This window comes from Paenibacillus sp. ACRSA (assembly GCF_022346845.1).
In the GTDB taxonomy this organism is placed as follows: domain Bacteria; phylum Bacillota; class Bacilli; order Paenibacillales; family Paenibacillaceae; genus Paenibacillus.
The window spans coordinates 649284-666388 of the sequence record NZ_JAKRNP010000001.1; the positions used below are offsets into that span (position 1 = coordinate 649284).

14 protein-coding genes and 1 other RNA gene are annotated in these 17105 nt (G+C 45.9%); 2 read left to right on the forward strand and 13 right to left on the reverse strand.

The window, feature by feature from the left end; all coding sequences use genetic code 11:
* Positions 1–7 precede the first annotated feature (7 nt).
* Entirely contained in the window at positions 8–1894 is a 1887-nt protein-coding gene (locus tag MH215_RS03020) for a S8 family peptidase (RefSeq protein WP_239288020.1), read from the forward strand.
* 102 nt (positions 1895–1996) lie between these two features.
* Here MH215_RS03020 and MH215_RS03025 read toward each other — a convergent pair whose 3' ends face one another.
* Together MH215_RS03025 and pdxR are read right to left on the reverse strand one after the other, a co-directional pair.
* Entirely contained in the window at positions 1997–2254 is a 258-nt protein-coding gene (locus tag MH215_RS03025) for a hypothetical protein (protein WP_056696069.1), read from the reverse strand.
* A gap of 85 nt (positions 2255–2339) precedes the next feature.
* Entirely contained in the window at positions 2340–3860 is a 1521-nt protein-coding gene (pdxR, locus tag MH215_RS03030) for a MocR-like pyridoxine biosynthesis transcription factor PdxR (protein ID WP_239288021.1), read from the reverse strand.
* A 188-nt stretch (positions 3861–4048) separates the two neighbouring features.
* On the opposite strand from pdxR, the gene MH215_RS03035 reads away from it, so the two are divergent.
* Complete coding sequence (locus MH215_RS03035; protein ID WP_056696065.1) at positions 4049–5275, forward strand: aminotransferase-like domain-containing protein; 1227 nt, start codon at positions 4049–4051, stop codon at positions 5273–5275.
* Between the two features lie 198 nt (positions 5276–5473).
* Here MH215_RS03035 and rnpB read toward each other — a convergent pair.
* The 11 genes from rnpB to era all read right to left on the reverse strand — a co-directional run bounded on the left by rnpB (position 5474) and on the right by era (position 17071).
* Positions 5474–5882, reverse strand: an RNA gene (rnpB, locus tag MH215_RS03040) — RNase P RNA component class A.
* Between the two features lie 82 nt (positions 5883–5964).
* Complete coding sequence (locus MH215_RS03045; protein WP_239288023.1) at positions 5965–7080, reverse strand: Nif3-like dinuclear metal center hexameric protein; 1116 nt, start codon at positions 7078–7080, stop codon at positions 5965–5967.
* On the reverse strand, positions 7056–7814 hold the full coding sequence (locus tag MH215_RS03050; protein WP_239288024.1) for a tRNA (adenine(22)-N(1))-methyltransferase: 759 nt from the start codon (positions 7812–7814) through the stop codon (positions 7056–7058). The genes MH215_RS03045 and MH215_RS03050 overlap by 25 nt, the downstream gene beginning before the upstream one ends.
* A gap of 183 nt (positions 7815–7997) precedes the next feature.
* Positions 7998–9137, reverse strand: a complete 1140-nt coding sequence (rpoD, locus tag MH215_RS03055; RefSeq protein WP_056696059.1) for an RNA polymerase sigma factor RpoD — start codon at positions 9135–9137, stop codon at positions 7998–8000.
* 43 nt (positions 9138–9180) lie between these two features.
* Positions 9181–11001, reverse strand: a complete 1821-nt coding sequence (dnaG, locus tag MH215_RS03060; protein WP_239288025.1) for a DNA primase — start codon at positions 10999–11001, stop codon at positions 9181–9183.
* Between the two features lie 47 nt (positions 11002–11048).
* Positions 11049–11516 (reverse strand): YaiI/YqxD family protein, encoded by a 468-nt coding sequence (locus tag MH215_RS03065; protein ID WP_397349601.1) that lies wholly within the window; start codon positions 11514–11516, stop codon positions 11049–11051.
* A 269-nt stretch (positions 11517–11785) separates the two neighbouring features.
* Positions 11786–13861 carry a glycine--tRNA ligase subunit beta gene (glyS, locus tag MH215_RS03070; RefSeq protein WP_239288026.1) on the reverse strand — a complete coding sequence of 692 codons (2076 nt, stop codon included), beginning with the start codon at positions 13859–13861 and terminating at the stop codon, positions 11786–11788.
* A complete protein-coding gene (gene glyQ, locus MH215_RS03075; RefSeq protein ID WP_056696050.1) occupies positions 13854–14741 on the reverse strand; it encodes a glycine--tRNA ligase subunit alpha in 888 nt (295 codons plus the stop codon). Before glyQ ends, glyS begins: the two co-directional genes overlap by 8 nt.
* Positions 14742–15140: 399 nt before the next feature.
* On the reverse strand, positions 15141–15893 hold the full coding sequence (gene recO, locus MH215_RS03080; protein WP_239288028.1) for a DNA repair protein RecO: 753 nt from the start codon (positions 15891–15893) through the stop codon (positions 15141–15143).
* A gap of 33 nt (positions 15894–15926) precedes the next feature.
* A complete protein-coding gene (locus tag MH215_RS03085) occupies positions 15927–16067 on the reverse strand; it encodes a YqzL family protein (RefSeq protein ID WP_239288030.1) in 141 nt (46 codons plus the stop codon).
* Between the two features lie 104 nt (positions 16068–16171).
* A complete protein-coding gene (gene era / locus MH215_RS03090) occupies positions 16172–17071 on the reverse strand; it encodes a GTPase Era (RefSeq protein ID WP_056696046.1) in 900 nt (299 codons plus the stop codon).
* Positions 17072–17105 lie beyond the last annotated feature (34 nt).

The window sequence follows — 17105 nt, forward strand, 5'->3', positions numbered from 1 at the left end:
CATCTCGATGTCTAAACCAAAATGGATTAACTGGGTTATTGCCGCAGGTGTAGGAACGCTTGCTCTAACCCTGCTACTACCAACATCCAATCGCACGCTGCCAGAGCATAGTGCATTACCTGATGCTCCTCACGTGGAGCAAGGGAATAAACAGCGCCTGAAAGTTCAAGACGTGAAAGCTACGGATCTCCTCACCCGAATGGATGCGAAACAGCATCTAAGCACCATGTTAGAGAAAACCTCCAGCATGTCAGATTCAGAATTGCGTAAGTATGTGCAAGACCTTCAACAATCTCACAAACACATCCATTCTCTCATGTTCATGGACAATAAATCAGGTTCACAGCGCCATCGGTTCGGCCAAGACCTGCCAAAAGGAAGTAAATTGGAGCAACAACGCTTCGATCATTCTCTTAGCCTAGCCAAAAAAGCCGTTATGAAACGTCAAAGCTTCGAGTCTTCTTCATTTGCCATGGGTAAAGAAAAGTATTTTGTGTTAGGTCAGCCTTCCAAGGATGGCAAGCAAGCTGTCATCGCCTTATTCAGCCAAAACGTGCTTAACGCGGTAGAACAGCATCAACGTAAAAATCTGCGTATGATTCCTTACCCTCGGGAAGGCAAGTTCAAAATTGAATCGGTACATCCAGATACCTTAAACGAAATTACGGTCAAAACAGGACATGATAACGCAAATGCCAGCCATTTTTATGAAAATGAAATCGTAATTCGTTTCCGACAGGAGCCGGGCGAACGTGACATGCGTATCATTAAATCTGACTTGCGAACACAGTCTGCTCGCAAATTGGGATACACGTATGTTTTCCGTTCAGAACATATGAATTATGAACAACTGCATTCCTATTTTGAGCGCAAATGGAATCCACTTTATATAGAGCCCCACTACATGTATTTAACCAATGAGACACTGACTGAAAAGGACAATTCGACTGAGGTCACCGTTCCTAATGATATTTTGTTTAGCGATTACCAATGGAACCTGCCTGCAATTGAAACCAACCGCGGGTGGAATATTTCAAAAGGGAACAAGGATGTTATTGTTGCCGTGGTGGATACTGGGGTAGACATCAATCACCCTGATCTCAAAGGAAAGCTGCTTAAGGGATACAATGTGATCGACCCTACTAGCGAACCTCTAGATGATGTCGGTCATGGTACGCACGTTGCTGGAATTATCGGGGCGATTGTTAACAACAATGAGGGTGTAGCAGGAATGAGCTGGTACAATAATGTACTCCCAGTAAAAGTTTTGGATAGCTCGGGTTCAGGCACGACTTATGCTGTTGCTGAAGGGATTATCTGGGCAGCAGACCATGGAGCCAAGGTCATTAACATGAGCTTGGGAAACTATGCAGATGCTCAGTTTCTTCATGATGCAATCAAATATGCGTTTGACCGCGATATTGTATTGATAGCCGCTACAGGCAACGATAATACAGAACGTCCTGGATATCCGGCTGCCTATCCCGAAGTATTCGCCGTATCTGCTACTGACCCTGATATGAATAAAGCTTCCTACTCCAACTATGGTGACTACGTTGATGTTATGGCACCAGGCACCAGCATTGCGAGCACCTATCCTGACAACCAGTATGCTGCTTTGTCGGGAACATCCATGGCCAGTCCCCACGTGGCCGCACTTGCAGGATTAATTCGTTCGATCAACCCTGACTTAACGAATACTGAAGTGATGGATCTCATGCGTCAGAGCGTGATCGATCTCGGCGATCCTGGGCACGATAAATATTATGGATACGGTCAAGTGGATGTCTACAAAGCGCTTCAAGCCGCTTCGAGCAATAGTGCTCCTCTGCAATTTTGGCCACAACATGTGAGACAGCAAATGGACAATACGATGAAGAAATATACGAAGTAGTGGTTATTTATGTTCGACAACAACAAAAGCAGCTGCGCCCCCGGGCGTATGCTGCTTTTTGATATCGTATCAAATTATCATTCCCGGGGGCTTAGGCTGCGCTTAACGTTTACGTGAAGTTGTACGGGATTTGCTTGATTTTTTGGCGGATTTTTTCTTGCCGTTGTGGCTGGATACATAACCTGTTTCTTCTTCTCTTATAACGACTGGGTACATATGGTGAGGGATTGGCACACAGTGGTGCTTCTTGATAACTTCAATCGGATGAATTACAGGTACGATTTGTGGAATGTAGTAGTCTTGCACAACCTGGATAGGATCACAGACAATCGGGCAAACCGGTGGACAGAAATGGTTCATTTCAAAACCAACTCCCTTTCAAGTGATACTATAACGTATTGCATTAGGACGAAAGTGGATTGGATGTATGTCCATTTTTGAGAAATTAAATAAGCGGGAGCCTGTCCGCAGCCGCCCCTCCCTTAAGTAGGGCTTCGTTTGCGATCACATTACATAAGACACGCAGACCTTCACACAATCGTTCCATGTCCGTCACCGTAAAACAAATTCGCAAATTTGAAGTGTCTGGTTCCCCCACATAACAAGCTGAACCAGGCAAAAAGGAAACGCCTGCAGCCAGCGCGTGTCTATGTAGTTCACGCATATCTATACCATCGGGCATTTGCAGCCACAGGTTCAACCCTCCGTCCGGTAAGACCCAGAACATCCCTGGTGGTGCATGCGCTTCTAAGACAGCCGATGCTGCGCTCAATCTAGTGTACAGCTCATCTCGAAGCTGGCGGATATACGCGCTATACTGATGCTGAATGAAGGATTGCAACGCTTTTTGAGTTAACAGAGGACTGCCTAGATCTGCAGTAGATTTCGCAGCCACCAGCCGCGTAAGAACACTTCCATCTGCGATAGCACAGGCCACACGGCAGCCTGGTGATAATACTTTACTGAACGTTTTGAGGTATACGACATGCCCGGTTGAATCCATTGACTTAATGGAGGCTGGAGGCGGGTCGCGGAAATAAAGATCAGAGAACGGATCATCCTCCAGAATGAGGCAATGGTAGCTCTGAGCCAAATTCAGCAACTGTGCTCGCCTTTGAGCACTCAGCGTGATACCTGTGGGATTATGAAACGTTGGAATGGTATAGATTAACTTCGGCGGATGGGTATCGCATAACCGGGTCAACAGATCGATGCGCATCCCCTCGTCATCCATCGGTACGGTAATAATTTTGGCGCCTCTGCTCGTAAATACATCGATGGCTCCCGTATACGTCGGGGCTTCCATGTAAACCACATCACCAGGCCCCACAAACGTCCGAGCCACCAAATCAATTCCCTGTTGCGTGCCGCTAGTAATTAACATGCGCTCAGGCATCACCTGCGAACCTCTCTCTGCAAAATGATCTGCAAACGTCTGGCGAAGCTCACGGTCTCCTTGGAAAGAACCATACGCAGCCATCCGTTCCGGATGATCTGAGGAGAGACGATAAGCACTCTCAATAATCTCTCGTGTAGGCAACAATTCAGGCTGAATAGCAGACATATGGAGCTCATAACGCACTTGTGGAGAAGTGTCGAAGTGTCGCCAAAGCTGAGCCCGAGGCAAATAATCAACCAATGCCATCTGCCAGTTCCACGGTGTATTTTTCTCCCCGTTTCCTTGCACTGGATACATCTTATCTATATTTTCGCTTCTCTCGGACTCCTGCACTCCCCGCACATAACAACCTTTGCCTTGAGAACACGTAATTAATTGAATCGCTTCAAGCTCCGCATATGCTTTGGACACCGTCACTAAACTTACACCAAGGTCTGAGGTAAGCTTTCGGACGGATGGCAGACGGGTTCCTGGTTCAATAAGCCCAGATCGGATACGATCTGCAAGAGTAAGTGCAATCTGTATGTACAATTTGGTACGACTTCCCCGCTTCAGTTCGATATGCATTGTTCCCGTCCTCCCAACTGTTATGATCTACATTTTACTGTTATACAGTTTCGGTCTATTATAGAATATAACATTACTATAAGTTCGTGTTCAAAGGTTCGTTTTTAGTACGAAGACGATGGAAAAAGCTGCAAAACGAACTTTATGAAGCACCTCTATAACAGTGAATAACAGGAGATGAGAACACAATGAATATCCCTTGGTCTAAAATGGCACTAAACACACCGTCCTCTGTCGTTCGCGACATGTTGCAAGCAGCGCAGGCTCCGGGCATGATTTCATTAGCTGGAGGTTTACCCGCACAATCATCATTCCCTCTGGAAGCGATTCGTGTCGCTTATGAAAAAGTATTTGCGTCCGGAGCATCCGCTCTTCAATATGCAGAAACGGAAGGATATCGTCCACTTCGCGCCAAAATCGCGGAGCGCCTCGAATCCAAAGGCATACCTGCTTCTCCAGATCATATGCTGCTGACTACAGGATCTCAGCAATCCATTGACCTTGTATGTCGCATCCTGCTTGATCCAGGTGATTGCGTACTCGTTGAATCACCAACCTATCTGGCTGCGCTTCAAGTGATTCATTCCTACCAGGCGATATCGCACGGTGTAAGCTGTGATGACGAAGGAATGCTACCTGAATCATTAGAAGAACTGCTTCAATTGCATCGTCCAAAATTGGTCTACATCAACCCAACCTTCTCCAATCCTTCGGGTAAAGTGTGGAGCCGTGAAAGACGTCAGAAAGCGGTGGATCTTTGCCGGAAATACGGCGTCCTGATTCTGGAAGATGACCCGTATGGCGAAATTCGTTTTAATCCGGAAGAGCTGGACGCGCCCGCACTTACTGAATTGGACGCTGCTTATGAAGGACCTTCCAACGTGATCTATACCAGTACCTTCTCCAAAACGGTTGCTCCTGGACTTCGTACAGGCTGGATCCTGGCTGCACCGGATATTGTTAAAATCGCAGCAAGAGCTAAACAGGGTGCGGATCTGCACTCTAGCAGTATTGACCAAAGAGCGCTTCATGCCCTGATGGAGACGTTTGATCTCGATGAGCACATTCGTGGAATTTCCGCTGATTATAAACAGCGCATGGAGAAAATGACTGAGCTGATGACGAAAAAGGCATGGGAAGGCATCTCGTGGAATTCACCACAAGGGGGAATGTTCCTCTGGCTCGAATTACCTGAATCGATGTCTGCCAGCAATCTGTTCACTTACGGCATTCAGGAAAAAGTATGTATCGTTCCTGGTGATTCCTTCTACGCAGGCACGCCTGAGTTGAACCGGATGCGGATTAACTTTACCCACACCGATCCAGAACTACTCCCTGAGGCTGTAGAACGTATGGATCGCGCCATTAAACGCTGGCATGCTTCAGTACAATCCGATGCTACAGTGACCATGTAATTTTTGATAATCGCAGTTATATTGCAATATAACTGCGATTATTGCTTACTTTATCAATAGCAAATAAATATGGCGTCAGATTCCGTATAGATCGGATTCTGACGCCATCTCTGTTTATAACACTAAAATTATGCTATGTTCATCATGAGAATTACCATTCACATGAATGAATTCCAAATGACTAGCTGTTGTTGTAGTTAGGAAAGCTTACCGTAAGCCGGGTTCTGTGCTCTTCGTGGTTCATACGGGAACTACCCTCCCACCACAAGCGACAATCATCTATCTAGGCCATACATTGCTGTACAGCTCAAGCGACCAACCTAGACACACCTCGGGCTAAGGCTGCCTCCTCCAAAGAGTCGACTGTGTCCCATTAGGTCTTGCTCCAGATGGGGTTTACCAGGAACGAAGTCACCAGCGTTCCTCGGGGTCTCTTACACCTCGGTTCCATCCTTGCCTGTGCCGGAAAATCCGGCCATCGGCGGTCCATTTCTGTGGCACTATCCTTCAACTCGCGCTGACTGGACGTTATCCAGCATCCTGCCCTGTGGAGCCCGGACTTTCCTCTCGTGGCAACAAGGCCACCAGCGATTGTCTGTCAAGCTTTCCGAAACAACATTACATAGTATACAAGGATTTCAGTTTACAAACAAGCTTAATATTAATGGAAGCATTGGGAACAGGCACGTTTAGAGGAAACGGAATACTTCTGTATTTACCTCCGATGCTGTTACCTGTGTTTCATAACGTTTATGGTCTAAGCGCTCCCGCAGCCAATCGGCTGTTTTTGGCTTCATAATTTTCTCGGCATTATGTCCAACATCAATGATACACATGCCTGCCATTAACGCATCGTGAGCCGTATGATAATCAATATCCCCAGTTACGATGACATCTGCTCCTTTGAAACGTGCCGTAAGTGTATAACGGCTCCCTGAGCCACCAAGAACAGCTGCTTTTTTCACTTTACGGTTCAAGTCTCCTACCACTCGGACGTGAGACACGTTCAGTTGGGCCTTCACGACGTCAACCAGCTCACCGAGTGTCATTGATTGTTTGAGTGGTCCTAAGCGCCCCAGACCAAGCGTGCGCCCTTTTAAATCCATAGGGTATAGATCGTATGCCACTTCTTCATATGGATGTGCCTTCAACATCGCTTGTATAACTTGACTGCGCAGACTTTGTGGCACAATCGTCTCGATGCGCATTTCCTCTACACGTTCCATCTGCCCCTGTGTACCAATAAAAGGCTGCGTGCCTTCTCCAGGTACAAATGTACCTGTGCCTTCCGTATTGAAGCTACACTTGTTATACTGTCCAATGCTGCCAGCACCAGCTTCTAGAATAGCATTCAACACTTGTTCATGATGTGTACGAGGAACGAATACCGCCAGCTTGAAAAGATGATCCGTATGTACATCTTCCAATGACTCTCTGCTATCGATTCCGATCGCTTCTGCCATCCAATCGTTCATACCACCCTCTGCTACGTCTAGGTTCGTATGACTGATGTACACAGCAATGTCATGCTTAATCAGCTTTTCGTACAGTTTTCCCATAGGTGTATCTGTTGTTAGTGATTTGACTGGACGGAATATAATGGCATGATGCGCAATTATGAGATTGGCACCTAAGCGAATCGCTTCCTCGACCACTTCATCAGTGACATCCAATGCAACAAGAACGTGTTTAATTTCCTTTTGTAGACTTCCCAGCTGCAGACCGATCCGGTCATCAGGTACAGCTAAATGTTTGGGAGCCAGCTGCTCCATCAATTGAATTACAGTTTGACCTTTGGCAAACATGCCAATACCTCCTTCAAATTCGCAATCAGTCGTTCAACATCCGCAGCCTTCTCTCGAGCAGATTCTTGATCGGATTTCATGATCGACTGTACTACGCCCTGTAGCTTAACGATTTCACTTTCCCATTTGGCGAAAAATACGTCTGTTGGTTGATCGACCAGATATGGTCCCATGCGAAGCAAAATTTCCTCTGTCAACTCTACACCATTTATGAGGGGACGAGGCTTGTATACTTCTTCATTCGCAATAGGACTACTCGCTTGTGGCATAGCCGTGATAATTTCGTAGACCTTCCCATCTTCCTCGAGCAGTTTCTCCGCCACGACCACCCAGTTGTGAGCTAGAAGCCAACGTCTCAAGATATCCTCGCCTACGTTGGGTTGCAGCACAAGCAGGCTAACCCCTTCTAACTTGGACAGACCGCGATCCAGAATAGACGCAATTAATGCTCCGCCCATACCAGCAATTGTAATCACGTCCACTTCATCGGGCTCGATTACATCAAGACCGTCCCCGCGACGCACCGTAATTTTCTCTTGCAGACCTGCATCACTCACTTGTTTCCGCGCTGCTTCATAAGGTCCAGGATTTACTTCACCAGCTATTGCGCTGATAACGTTACCACTGCGAACAGCTGCTACAGGTAACAACGCATGGTCTGAACCAATATCCGCTAAACGGCTTCCCTTCGGAATTTGTACATGTATTTGCTCTAAACGATTCGAAAGTTTCATGACACACCTACACCATTCATTTAATTTATTGATTTGCATTGAACAACGAAAAGCGATAAAATAAAATCCAATCAAACATTTCAAGGATGAATTACCAAAACCAAGAAATTAAGACGTTCAATTTAAAAATAAAGGAGACCCCGCAGCCGCGTTAGCGTCTTGCGGAAAGTCTCCCAAAGGTTGTTATTCGAGGAAATCCTTGAGTCGTTTACTGCGACTCGGGTGACGCAACTTACGAAGAGCTTTGGCTTCGATCTGACGAATCCGCTCACGCGTAACGCCAAATACTTTGCCGACTTCTTCGAGTGTTCTCGTCCGTCCATCATCGAGACCGAAGCGTAGACGTAGTACATTTTCTTCCCGTTCAGTCAATGTATCCAGAACATCCTCAAGTTGCTCTTTCAACAGTTCATACGCGGCAGCATCAGCAGGAGCCAATGCCTCCTGATCCTCGATGAAGTCACCCAGATGGGAATCATCTTCCTCACCGATTGGTGTTTCAAGGGAAACCGGTTCTTGTGCAATCTTCGTAATTTCACGCACTTTCTCAACACTCAGATCCATTTCAGCAGCGATCTCTTCTGGTGTTGGTTCACGCCCAAGCTCTTGCAGTAGCTGACGGGATACCCGGATCAGCTTATTAATCGTTTCTACCATGTGTACAGGGATACGAATTGTCCGTGCCTGGTCAGCAATGGCACGAGTAATCGCTTGGCGAATCCACCATGTCGCGTACGTACTGAACTTGTAACCTTTTTTGTGGTCGAACTTCTCAACCGCTTTGATCAGACCCATGTTACCTTCTTGAATCAGATCGAGGAACAACATGCCGCGTCCAACATAACGTTTAGCTATGCTGACAACGAGTCGCAAGTTGGCTTCAGCCAAACGACGCTTCGCTTCCTCGTCCCCATTCTCAATCCGTTTAGCGAGTTCTACCTCATCGTCTGCGGACAATAGCGGGACACGACCAATTTCTTTGAGATACATACGGACAGGGTCATTGATTTTGATGCCTGGAGGCAAGCTCAGATCATCATCAAAGTGGAACTCATCGCCCTCTTCTCTGTTGTTGTTTTCCGAATCCTCGCTCGGACGAAGTGTTACCTCTTCGTTATTCTCGTTAACAACATCAATGCCGAGATCGCTCAATTGCTCATAGAACTCATCCATTTGCTCTACATCCTGCTCAAACGGGGAGAGTTTTTCAATAATTTCCTTGTAATTTAGCGAAGCTCTTTTCTTACCTGATTCAATCAATTGATCTTTAACCTGATCCAGCGTCAATTCTGTCTCTAGTTCAGTATGCTGATCATTCGCCATAATTCGACTCCCTCCTCCCTAGAAACATCCAATACTCAGACGTTCACTGTCTCTCTAGGGCAATCATTTCAATTGCAATTTGTGCCGCACGTACTGAATCACCTGCACGCTCTGCAGCAATCATTTCTTCTTTCTTCAAGTCGTACTCTTTCTTACGCGGATACTTCAGCACTTCTCTGATGCAATCGTCGAGTACTTGAACACTCCATTCACCAGGACCATCCATCATCGAGATTGAACTGACTGTCTTCTCAAGGCGGTCATCCTGCAGCGAAGACATGAAGCGGCTCGTATCCGGCGGTTTGCCTTGCGCATAGTAGGCATATAGATAAGCAGCAATAGCTGCATGATCATCCAAGTTAAAAGCTTCACCAAGATGCTCGTTAACGTACTGTGCAGCCTCGTCGTCCTGAAGCATCCAGGCGAGTAGCTTACGCTCAGCAGCGTGATAAGCTGGCAACAGATTAGGTGTAGGCACCTGCCTATTTTGTTGCCTACCATTATTCCACCTTTTCGAATTATTATCCCCAAACTGCTCGTTATTTTTCATGGCTTCTCGCTCTTCGTTGCACTCCTGCTTCAATGTTTCAAACGAAACGTCGACTTCTGCAGCAAGCTCACGAAGGTAAACTTCCCGTTCTGTTGGGGAAGGCAAAGGCGCAATGAGTTTCACGGCTTCCTTTGAATAAGCGATTTGTCCGCCACCTTCTAGCAGTATATGGTTTTTCTTAAGGTTTATAAGCTTAAATTTTGTTGTCGTTACGGCACCATCTATAATCTGATTCCGGAATCGTTCGCCACCATGCTTGCGGATGAAATCATCCGGGTCAAGCCCTTCGGGAATGAGTGCTACCTTAACTTGCAGCCCTGCTTCCTCAAGAATAGGGAAGTTTTTGAGCGCCGCAGCCTGTCCAGCTCGATCGCCGTCATAACAGATAATAACCTCATCGCACATGCCTTTCAGCATTAAAGCCTGATTCTCGGTAAGTGCGGTTCCCATAGCTGCTATACCGTTCTGGATGTCTTGATCCCAAGCGGAGATAACGTCACCGTATCCTTCGAATAGTATGGCTTGCCTTTGTTTACGAATTGCATTCTTGGCATGATGCAGATTGTAGAGCACTCGACTTTTGTTAAACAACCGGGTTTCCGGAGAGTTAAGATACTTAGGCTGTCCGTCTCCCAAAATGCGACCCGCAAATGCAATTGGCTTACCGCTCCTGCCATTAATCGGGAACATGACTCTGTCACGGAATCGATCGACATAACCTTGACCTTCGTTTCTCTGTGACAGAAGACCACCCTTCTCCATCTCTTCAAGCGGAAAATTGCGTTTCTCCAAAAATTGAACCACGGTATCCCAGCGATTAGGTGCATAACCAATCTGGAAATGGTCAATCAGCTTGTCATTGAAGCCCCGTGAGCGTAAATAATCCATAGCCACTTTGCCATGCTCTGTATTTTTCAATAAGAAGTGATACAGCTTCGCGGTAAGCTCGTATGCCTCCAGCAGACGCTCAGTCTCCGGATTCACATGAGCAGATTCACGCCCTTGCCAGTCACCCATAGAAATATGGCTTTCTTCTGCCATCGTCTTAACAGCCTCGGGAAAGGATAACCCTTCGATTTCCATCCTAAATTTGATGGCATTTCCACCCGTGCCGCAGCCGTAGCAATAGAAAATTTGTTTCTCTGGTGTAACTGTAAACGAAGGCGTCTTCTCAGAATGAAAAGGGCAGAGGCCTTTCATATATTTCCCCTGTTTGGTCAGATGCACAAATCGGCTCACCGTATCGACAATATCATTCTGCTGTAACACCGATTCAATAATACTTTCGGGTATACTGCCTTGTCCGGTACTCATCTCTGGCCACCTTCATCTCTTTAGCACGTAAATATAATTCGATAAACTTACACATTCTCCTGCAAATCTTTTAAAAGTTTTGTCAGTTTATGTTGAAATATTTCACGATCCTGCTCTGTGAAAGGCTTTGGCCCTTTCCCATAGTGACCTCTTTTTCGTGCTTTAGCCGCAGTGTGGCGGGAATCAAGCATGAAATCAATGTCACGATCGTTAAACTCACGACCACGAAATGATAAAACATAACAACGCTTGCCTAAAGCGAGCGCAGCCAAACCATAATCCTGTGTAATGACCACATCGCAAGGCTTAATATGATTAGCAATATATAGGTCAGCGCTTTGGTCACTACGATCTACCTGCACCGTTCGTACCCCTTCTCCACCTTGAAGCAGATGGTCAAAAGAAGAAACCAGCAGCACAGGGATTTTGAAACGGCGAGCCGTTTCCGCAATCTCGGCCTTAACCGGGCAAGCATCGCCATCCACAACAATGTGGCGTACATTCAACTCACTCAATCCCAGACCACCCAGCTTCATAAAGTTCGCATGTTGTCATCATGTCTAGATGCAAAATGCACAAAATAAACTGCATATTGTTATATACGACCTTAGTTAGGCGAAATCCTTCTGACGAGTCAACGTAATTCAAAGGCTAAAATACGGAACAGGTGTCTAAAATAAATTTCACAACCCGTTCCGTATATTTATACCCTGTTATATCCCGCTTTAATACTGAAATTGCGCTTTGTCTCTGAACCACTTGGTCTAAGCGGTCAGAAGAAGAATTACCACACTAATTTAGAGAAATCAGCGAATTGTTTCAGGTCACGATCAATCGTGGCAAGTAGCGCCAAACGGTTAGCTCGAATCGCTTCATCTTCGGACATTACCATAACGGAATCGAAGAATATGGTAATTGCCTCTTTCCATCCAGAAGCAATCGCAAGTGCCTCAGCAGTCGCATGTTTAGACAACGCTTGGTTGTACTCTTCGCTCGTTTTGCTCCAAGCTTCATGCAGCTGGCGCTCTCCTTCTTCTACGAACAATTCAGGATGTACGGAAGCATTAGATGCTTTGGCAGCCAAATTCCCCACACGGTTGAACGATTCGACCGTTGTTTTGAATGCATCTCCGGTTTGAACAGCCGCCATCAACGCTTCACCCTTAGGAACAATAGCACTAATATCATCGAAGCCAGAAGAGATCACTGCATCAACTACGTCGTATCTTACCGTCTCGGACAGCAATTTTTTCACACGAAGTCCGAAGAAGTCCTGCAAGTCTTTACGTACTTCTTCGTCTGCACGTTTCAACAGGTTCATCTGAGCGTGTACTTCAAGTGCAACTCCGAATACGTCTGACAATGTCAATGGAAGCTGATGATCAAGCAAAATCTGCACGATTCCTGCAGCCTGACGACGAAGTGCGTACGGATCTTGTGAACCTGTAGGAATGATGTTGATGGAGAAACAACCTACAATCGTGTCCATTTTGTCCGCAGCGCTCACAATCGCACCAATCAGGGAAGCCGGGGATTGATCTCCAGCAAAACGTGGCTGATAGTGTTCAAATACGGCTTTGGCCACATCTTCTTTTTCGTTAGCTTTGCGTGCGTAATCCTCACCCATGACACCTTGCAATTCTGGGAACTCACCAACCATCAGGGTAACGAGATCGAATTTGCAGATATCCGCAGCACGGCTAACCGATTCTGCTACAGCATTCGACACCTGAAGCTTAGATGCCAGAGCATCTGCAATTTTGCGAATACGGCGAACTTTATCACCAACAGTACCTAGCTCTTCTTGGAACACGATCGTTTCGAGCTTAGATAGTGCATCTTTGATCTCTAGCTTTTGATCTTCTTCATAGAAGAATTTTGCATCCGAAAGTCTTGCACGCAATACTTTTTCGTTTCCTTTGGCAATGATCTCAAGTGAATCCGCACCACCATTGCGAACCGTAACGAAATACGGCAGCAATTGTCCCTCACTGTCAAGCACAGGGAAGTAACGTTGGTGCTCTCTCATAGATGTAATCAGAACATCCTGAGGAATATTCAAGAATGAAGAGTCGAATGTACCAAACAGCACGGTTGGCGTCTCAACCAAGAACAGTACTTCTTCAAGAAGATCTTCTTTGATGCCAATACTCCATTTTTTTTCAGCAGCGAGCGCTTCGATTTGGGAGACAATCATCTGTTCACGTTCAGCAATGTCTACAATGACATGCTCAGAACGAAGAGTCTCTACGTAAGAAGAAGCACTGCTGATTACGGTATCCTTGCCCAAGAAGCGATGTCCACGAGTAACATTTCCAGACTGCACACCCGCTACTTCAAGCTCAATGACTTCGCTACCGAACAAAGCAACAATCCAACGAATTGGACGGACAAACTTGAAATCGTAGGAAGCCCAGCGCATGAATTTAGGGAACGTCATCGCATGCAGGATAGACAACAGGCCTTCACCGATTACAGAGGAGGTTTCTACCCCTTTACTGCTCTTCGTTGCATAGATGTACTCCACGCCACTAAGTTCCTTAAACGTGAATTGTTCTGGGTCTACACCCTGGCTACGAGCGAATCCTAAAGCTGCTTTGCTCCAGTTGCCGCTCTCGTCCAGTGCAATTTTACGCGAAGGACCTTTGACTTCTTCCTCCACGTCCTCTTGCTTCTCAGCTACTCCTTGAATCAATACTGCCAATCTGCGTGGCGTTGCATAGGCATTCACTTCACCGTAAGAGATACGAGATGCGTCCAACCATTTCACAACGCGCTCCTGCAGCTGCTCAATTGCACCGCACATGAAACGAGCTGGAACTTCTTCAAGACCAATTTCAAATAATAGATCCTTAGACATGCTCAGCTCCCCCTTTCTTAATCAGCGGGAAGCCAAGCTTCTCACGCTCTTCCATGTATGTGGCAGCCACTTGCCGAGCTAGATTACGAACACGTGTGATGTAACCTGTACGTTCTGTTACACTGATTGCGCCTCGAGCATCCAGCAGATTGAACGTATGCGAACATTTCAGCACATAGTCATATGCAGGGAATACCAAGTTTTGTGCCATTGCTTTATTCGCTTCTTCTTCATGCATGTTGAAAAGCGTAAATAACATTTTCACATCTGATACTTCAAATGTATATTTAGAATGCTCGAATTCTGGTTGACGGAATACATCACCATAGGTAATGCCTTCAACCCATTCCAGATCAAACACATTTTCTTTATCTTGAATGTAAGAAGCAAGACGCTCCATACCATACGTAATCTCAACAGCAACCGGATTCGTCTCGATTCCGCCTACCTGTTGGAAATACGTAAATTGGGTGATCTCCATACCATCCAGCCATACTTCCCAACCTAAACCTGCGCAACCAAGAGACGGATTCTCCCAGTTGTCTTCAACAAACCGAATATCATGTTTGAGCGGATCAATACCTAGACGTTTCAAGCTCTCCAAATAGATCTCTTGAATATTGTCTGGAGAAGGTTTGATAATGACTTGGAATTGATGATGCTGATACAGACGGTTTGGATTTTCACCGTAACGTCCATCCGATGGGCGACGGGAAGGCTCCACATAAGCTACTTTCCACGGCTCAGGTCCAAGCGAACGCAAAAAGGTCATTGGGTTCATCGTACCTGCCCCTTTTTCCGTATCATACGGCTGGACAATAATGCAGTTGTGCTCAGCCCAGAATTGTTGCAGCGTTAAAATCATCTGCTGAAAATTCATAATCATGCTCCTTTTCAATGGTTTGTTGGCAAGCCTAGAACGGTTTAGACAATAAAAAGCCCCCGTCCTACGCCTGTTGTCCAGACGTAGGGACGAGAGCTATTCCCGCGGTTCCACCCTACTTGGCTCAAGGAATACAGGATAACCTGCTAAACCTAAGCCCACTTTTCCGTGTCCATTCATGCTCCCGAGTGCCCTTTCATAGACCAATTCATCCAGGCTTCCACCATCCCCGGCTCGCTCTATTATGATATTAGAGCTAATGCCCTAAATCATAAATTATAAAATTCTGTCTACTACTCTCTCGTTCAATGCATGTCTCCAAAAGAGAAATTATAGTCCATCATATATAAAAATAAGAATGAAGTCAAGTTGTATTTCATCACTTCTACAAACAACTCAAATCCCGTACTTCTCCATTTGATCAAGAAAAGAACGGGACTTCAAATTCAAACCTAATTGGTGATCCATAAACGCGCGCATGATTTTTTTGATCTCAGCTCGGGTTCCTTCGCTTACAGATATGTTACCCAGCCGTTGCAGATCAAACTGTGCGAACAATCTCAGCAATTTCAGCGCCTTAGGGCTTACTGACATGGCAGACGGATCAAAATGCTTACATGCACGGCATAATACGCCCCCAAGTCTAGGACTCACGAACAATTGCTCATCCGGTCGTTCCTGACCACAAGAGATACAATCATCCAGTGCAGGCCCATAACCAGCCGATTGCAAAATTTTCATTTCATATAAACTAGTCATGACGACTGGATCCTTATCTTCCTTTAATGCTTGGAGACAGGCTTTTAGTTGTTTAAACCAGAAGGTACCTGTCTCCTCATCCTGTAGCACGCGATCAAGCAGCTCACAAGCATAAGACGCATATGCAGCTTTGACCAGATCCTCACGCAGCTCATGGTATGACTCAATAATTTCGCCTGCATTCAAGTTTCCCAAACCCGTGTTCCGAAAGTAAACGTACTGACCGAACGTAAACGGCTGCACAAGTGCAGCATGTCGACTTTTGGGCTTTTTGGCACCACGGACAAGTACACCTACTTTTCCGCCGCTTTCGGTGCAAAGCGTAATAATTTTGTTTCCCTCGCCATAGTCCATGCTGCGGATGACAATCCCTTCCACCCTGTATAGCATGCCTCGTCACCTAACCATTCTTGAATCCGCCAATCAATGCTCGGCTTCTTCATCTTCAATCACTTCCCCTGCCTGATCCGACTCTTGCTCCAATGAGCTGCATGCCTCAGCGTACAGTAAGTAGGATTCTACATCCCCCGTCATCGCAAAAACCTTCCACGAAAAATCTCGCATCGGAATTTCATCCTCTCTTCGGAAATGACGTGTGCATCTAGAAGATAGGATGGAGTCTTGCAAGGTAAACTATGCGTTGCAATTACTGGATACCTCTCAGATGATTACTCACGACCGAAACCAAGGTCACGCAACACACGATCCTGATTTCTCCAGTCCTTTTTCACCTTTACCCACAGTTCCATAAAAATTTTGGAGCCTAACAGGTTTTGAATGTCCTGCCTAGCACGTTTACCGACTTCTTTGAGCAAGGCGCCTTGCTTGCCGATAATAATCCCTTTTTGTGAATCACGTTCTACAAAAATAACTGCCGAAATGTAGACAACGCCATTATCCTGCACTTTCATGTCTTCAATCGTTACCGCAATGGAGTGCGGCACTTCTTCACGAGTCATTTGCAGAATTTTCTCCCGAATCAGCTCAGCGCAAACGAATTGCTCTGGGTGATCTGTCACCTGATCCTCAGGGTAGTATTGCGGACCTTCTGGCAAGTATTTACTGATCTGCTCCAGCAATGTATTCACATTATTGCCAAGCTTAGCGGATACAGGAACAATCTCAGCAAAATCGTGAAGTTTACGATATTCCTCAATCAAAGGAAGTAATGCTTCAGGTTCAACTTTATCTATTTTGTTCATCACCAAAATGATTGGAGTGCGCACATTTTTCAATTGTTCTGCAATGTAACGATCGCCTCCACCCATGCCCTCAGAAGCATCAATCAGGAATAGCGCAGCTTCAACCTCGTGAAGTGTGTTCAGTGCAGTCTGATTCATGTAATCACCTAGTTTAGACTGACGCTTATGGATACCAGGTGTGTCTAGAAAAACGATCTGTTGATGCTCAGAAGTATATACACCATGAATTTTATTACGTGTCGTTTGCGGCTTGTCCGACATAATAGCAATCTTTTGACCAATAACTTGATTCATTAACGTCGATTTGCCTACATTGGGGCGTCCAACGATGGCTACAAATCCGGATTTAAATGCTTGTTTTTTCATATGTTCCTCCTCAGGCGCCTAGGCCTGGAATGTA

What these genes read in the sequence shown, in the direction of transcription:
- era (WP_056696046.1), bottom strand. Translation starts at nt 17,071, where the DNA reads ATGAAAAAACAAGCATTTAAATCCGGATTTGTAGCCATCGTTGGACGC.
- rpoD (WP_056696059.1), bottom strand. Translation starts at nt 9,137, where the DNA reads ATGGCGAATGATCAGCATACTGAACTAGAGACAGAATTGACGCTGGAT.
- MH215_RS03020 (WP_239288020.1), top strand. Translation starts at nt 8, where the DNA reads ATGTCTAAACCAAAATGGATTAACTGGGTTATTGCCGCAGGTGTAGGA.
- MH215_RS03025 (WP_056696069.1), bottom strand. Translation starts at nt 2,254, where the DNA reads ATGAACCATTTCTGTCCACCGGTTTGCCCGATTGTCTGTGATCCTATC.
- recO (WP_239288028.1), bottom strand. Translation starts at nt 15,893, where the DNA reads ATGCTATACAGGGTGGAAGGGATTGTCATCCGCAGCATGGACTATGGC.
- dnaG (WP_239288025.1), bottom strand. Translation starts at nt 11,001, where the DNA reads ATGAGTACCGGACAAGGCAGTATACCCGAAAGTATTATTGAATCGGTG.
- glyS (WP_239288026.1), bottom strand. Translation starts at nt 13,861, where the DNA reads ATGTCTAAGGATCTATTATTTGAAATTGGTCTTGAAGAAGTTCCAGCT.
- MH215_RS03085 (WP_239288030.1), bottom strand. Translation starts at nt 16,067, where the DNA reads ATGCGAGATTTTTCGTGGAAGGTTTTTGCGATGACGGGGGATGTAGAA.
- MH215_RS03035 (WP_056696065.1), top strand. Translation starts at nt 4,049, where the DNA reads ATGAATATCCCTTGGTCTAAAATGGCACTAAACACACCGTCCTCTGTC.
- MH215_RS03050 (WP_239288024.1), bottom strand. Translation starts at nt 7,814, where the DNA reads ATGAAACTTTCGAATCGTTTAGAGCAAATACATGTACAAATTCCGAAG.
- MH215_RS03045 (WP_239288023.1), bottom strand. Translation starts at nt 7,080, where the DNA reads ATGTTTGCCAAAGGTCAAACTGTAATTCAATTGATGGAGCAGCTGGCT.
- glyQ (WP_056696050.1), bottom strand. Translation starts at nt 14,741, where the DNA reads ATGAATTTTCAGCAGATGATTTTAACGCTGCAACAATTCTGGGCTGAG.
- pdxR (WP_239288021.1), bottom strand. Translation starts at nt 3,860, where the DNA reads ATGCATATCGAACTGAAGCGGGGAAGTCGTACCAAATTGTACATACAG.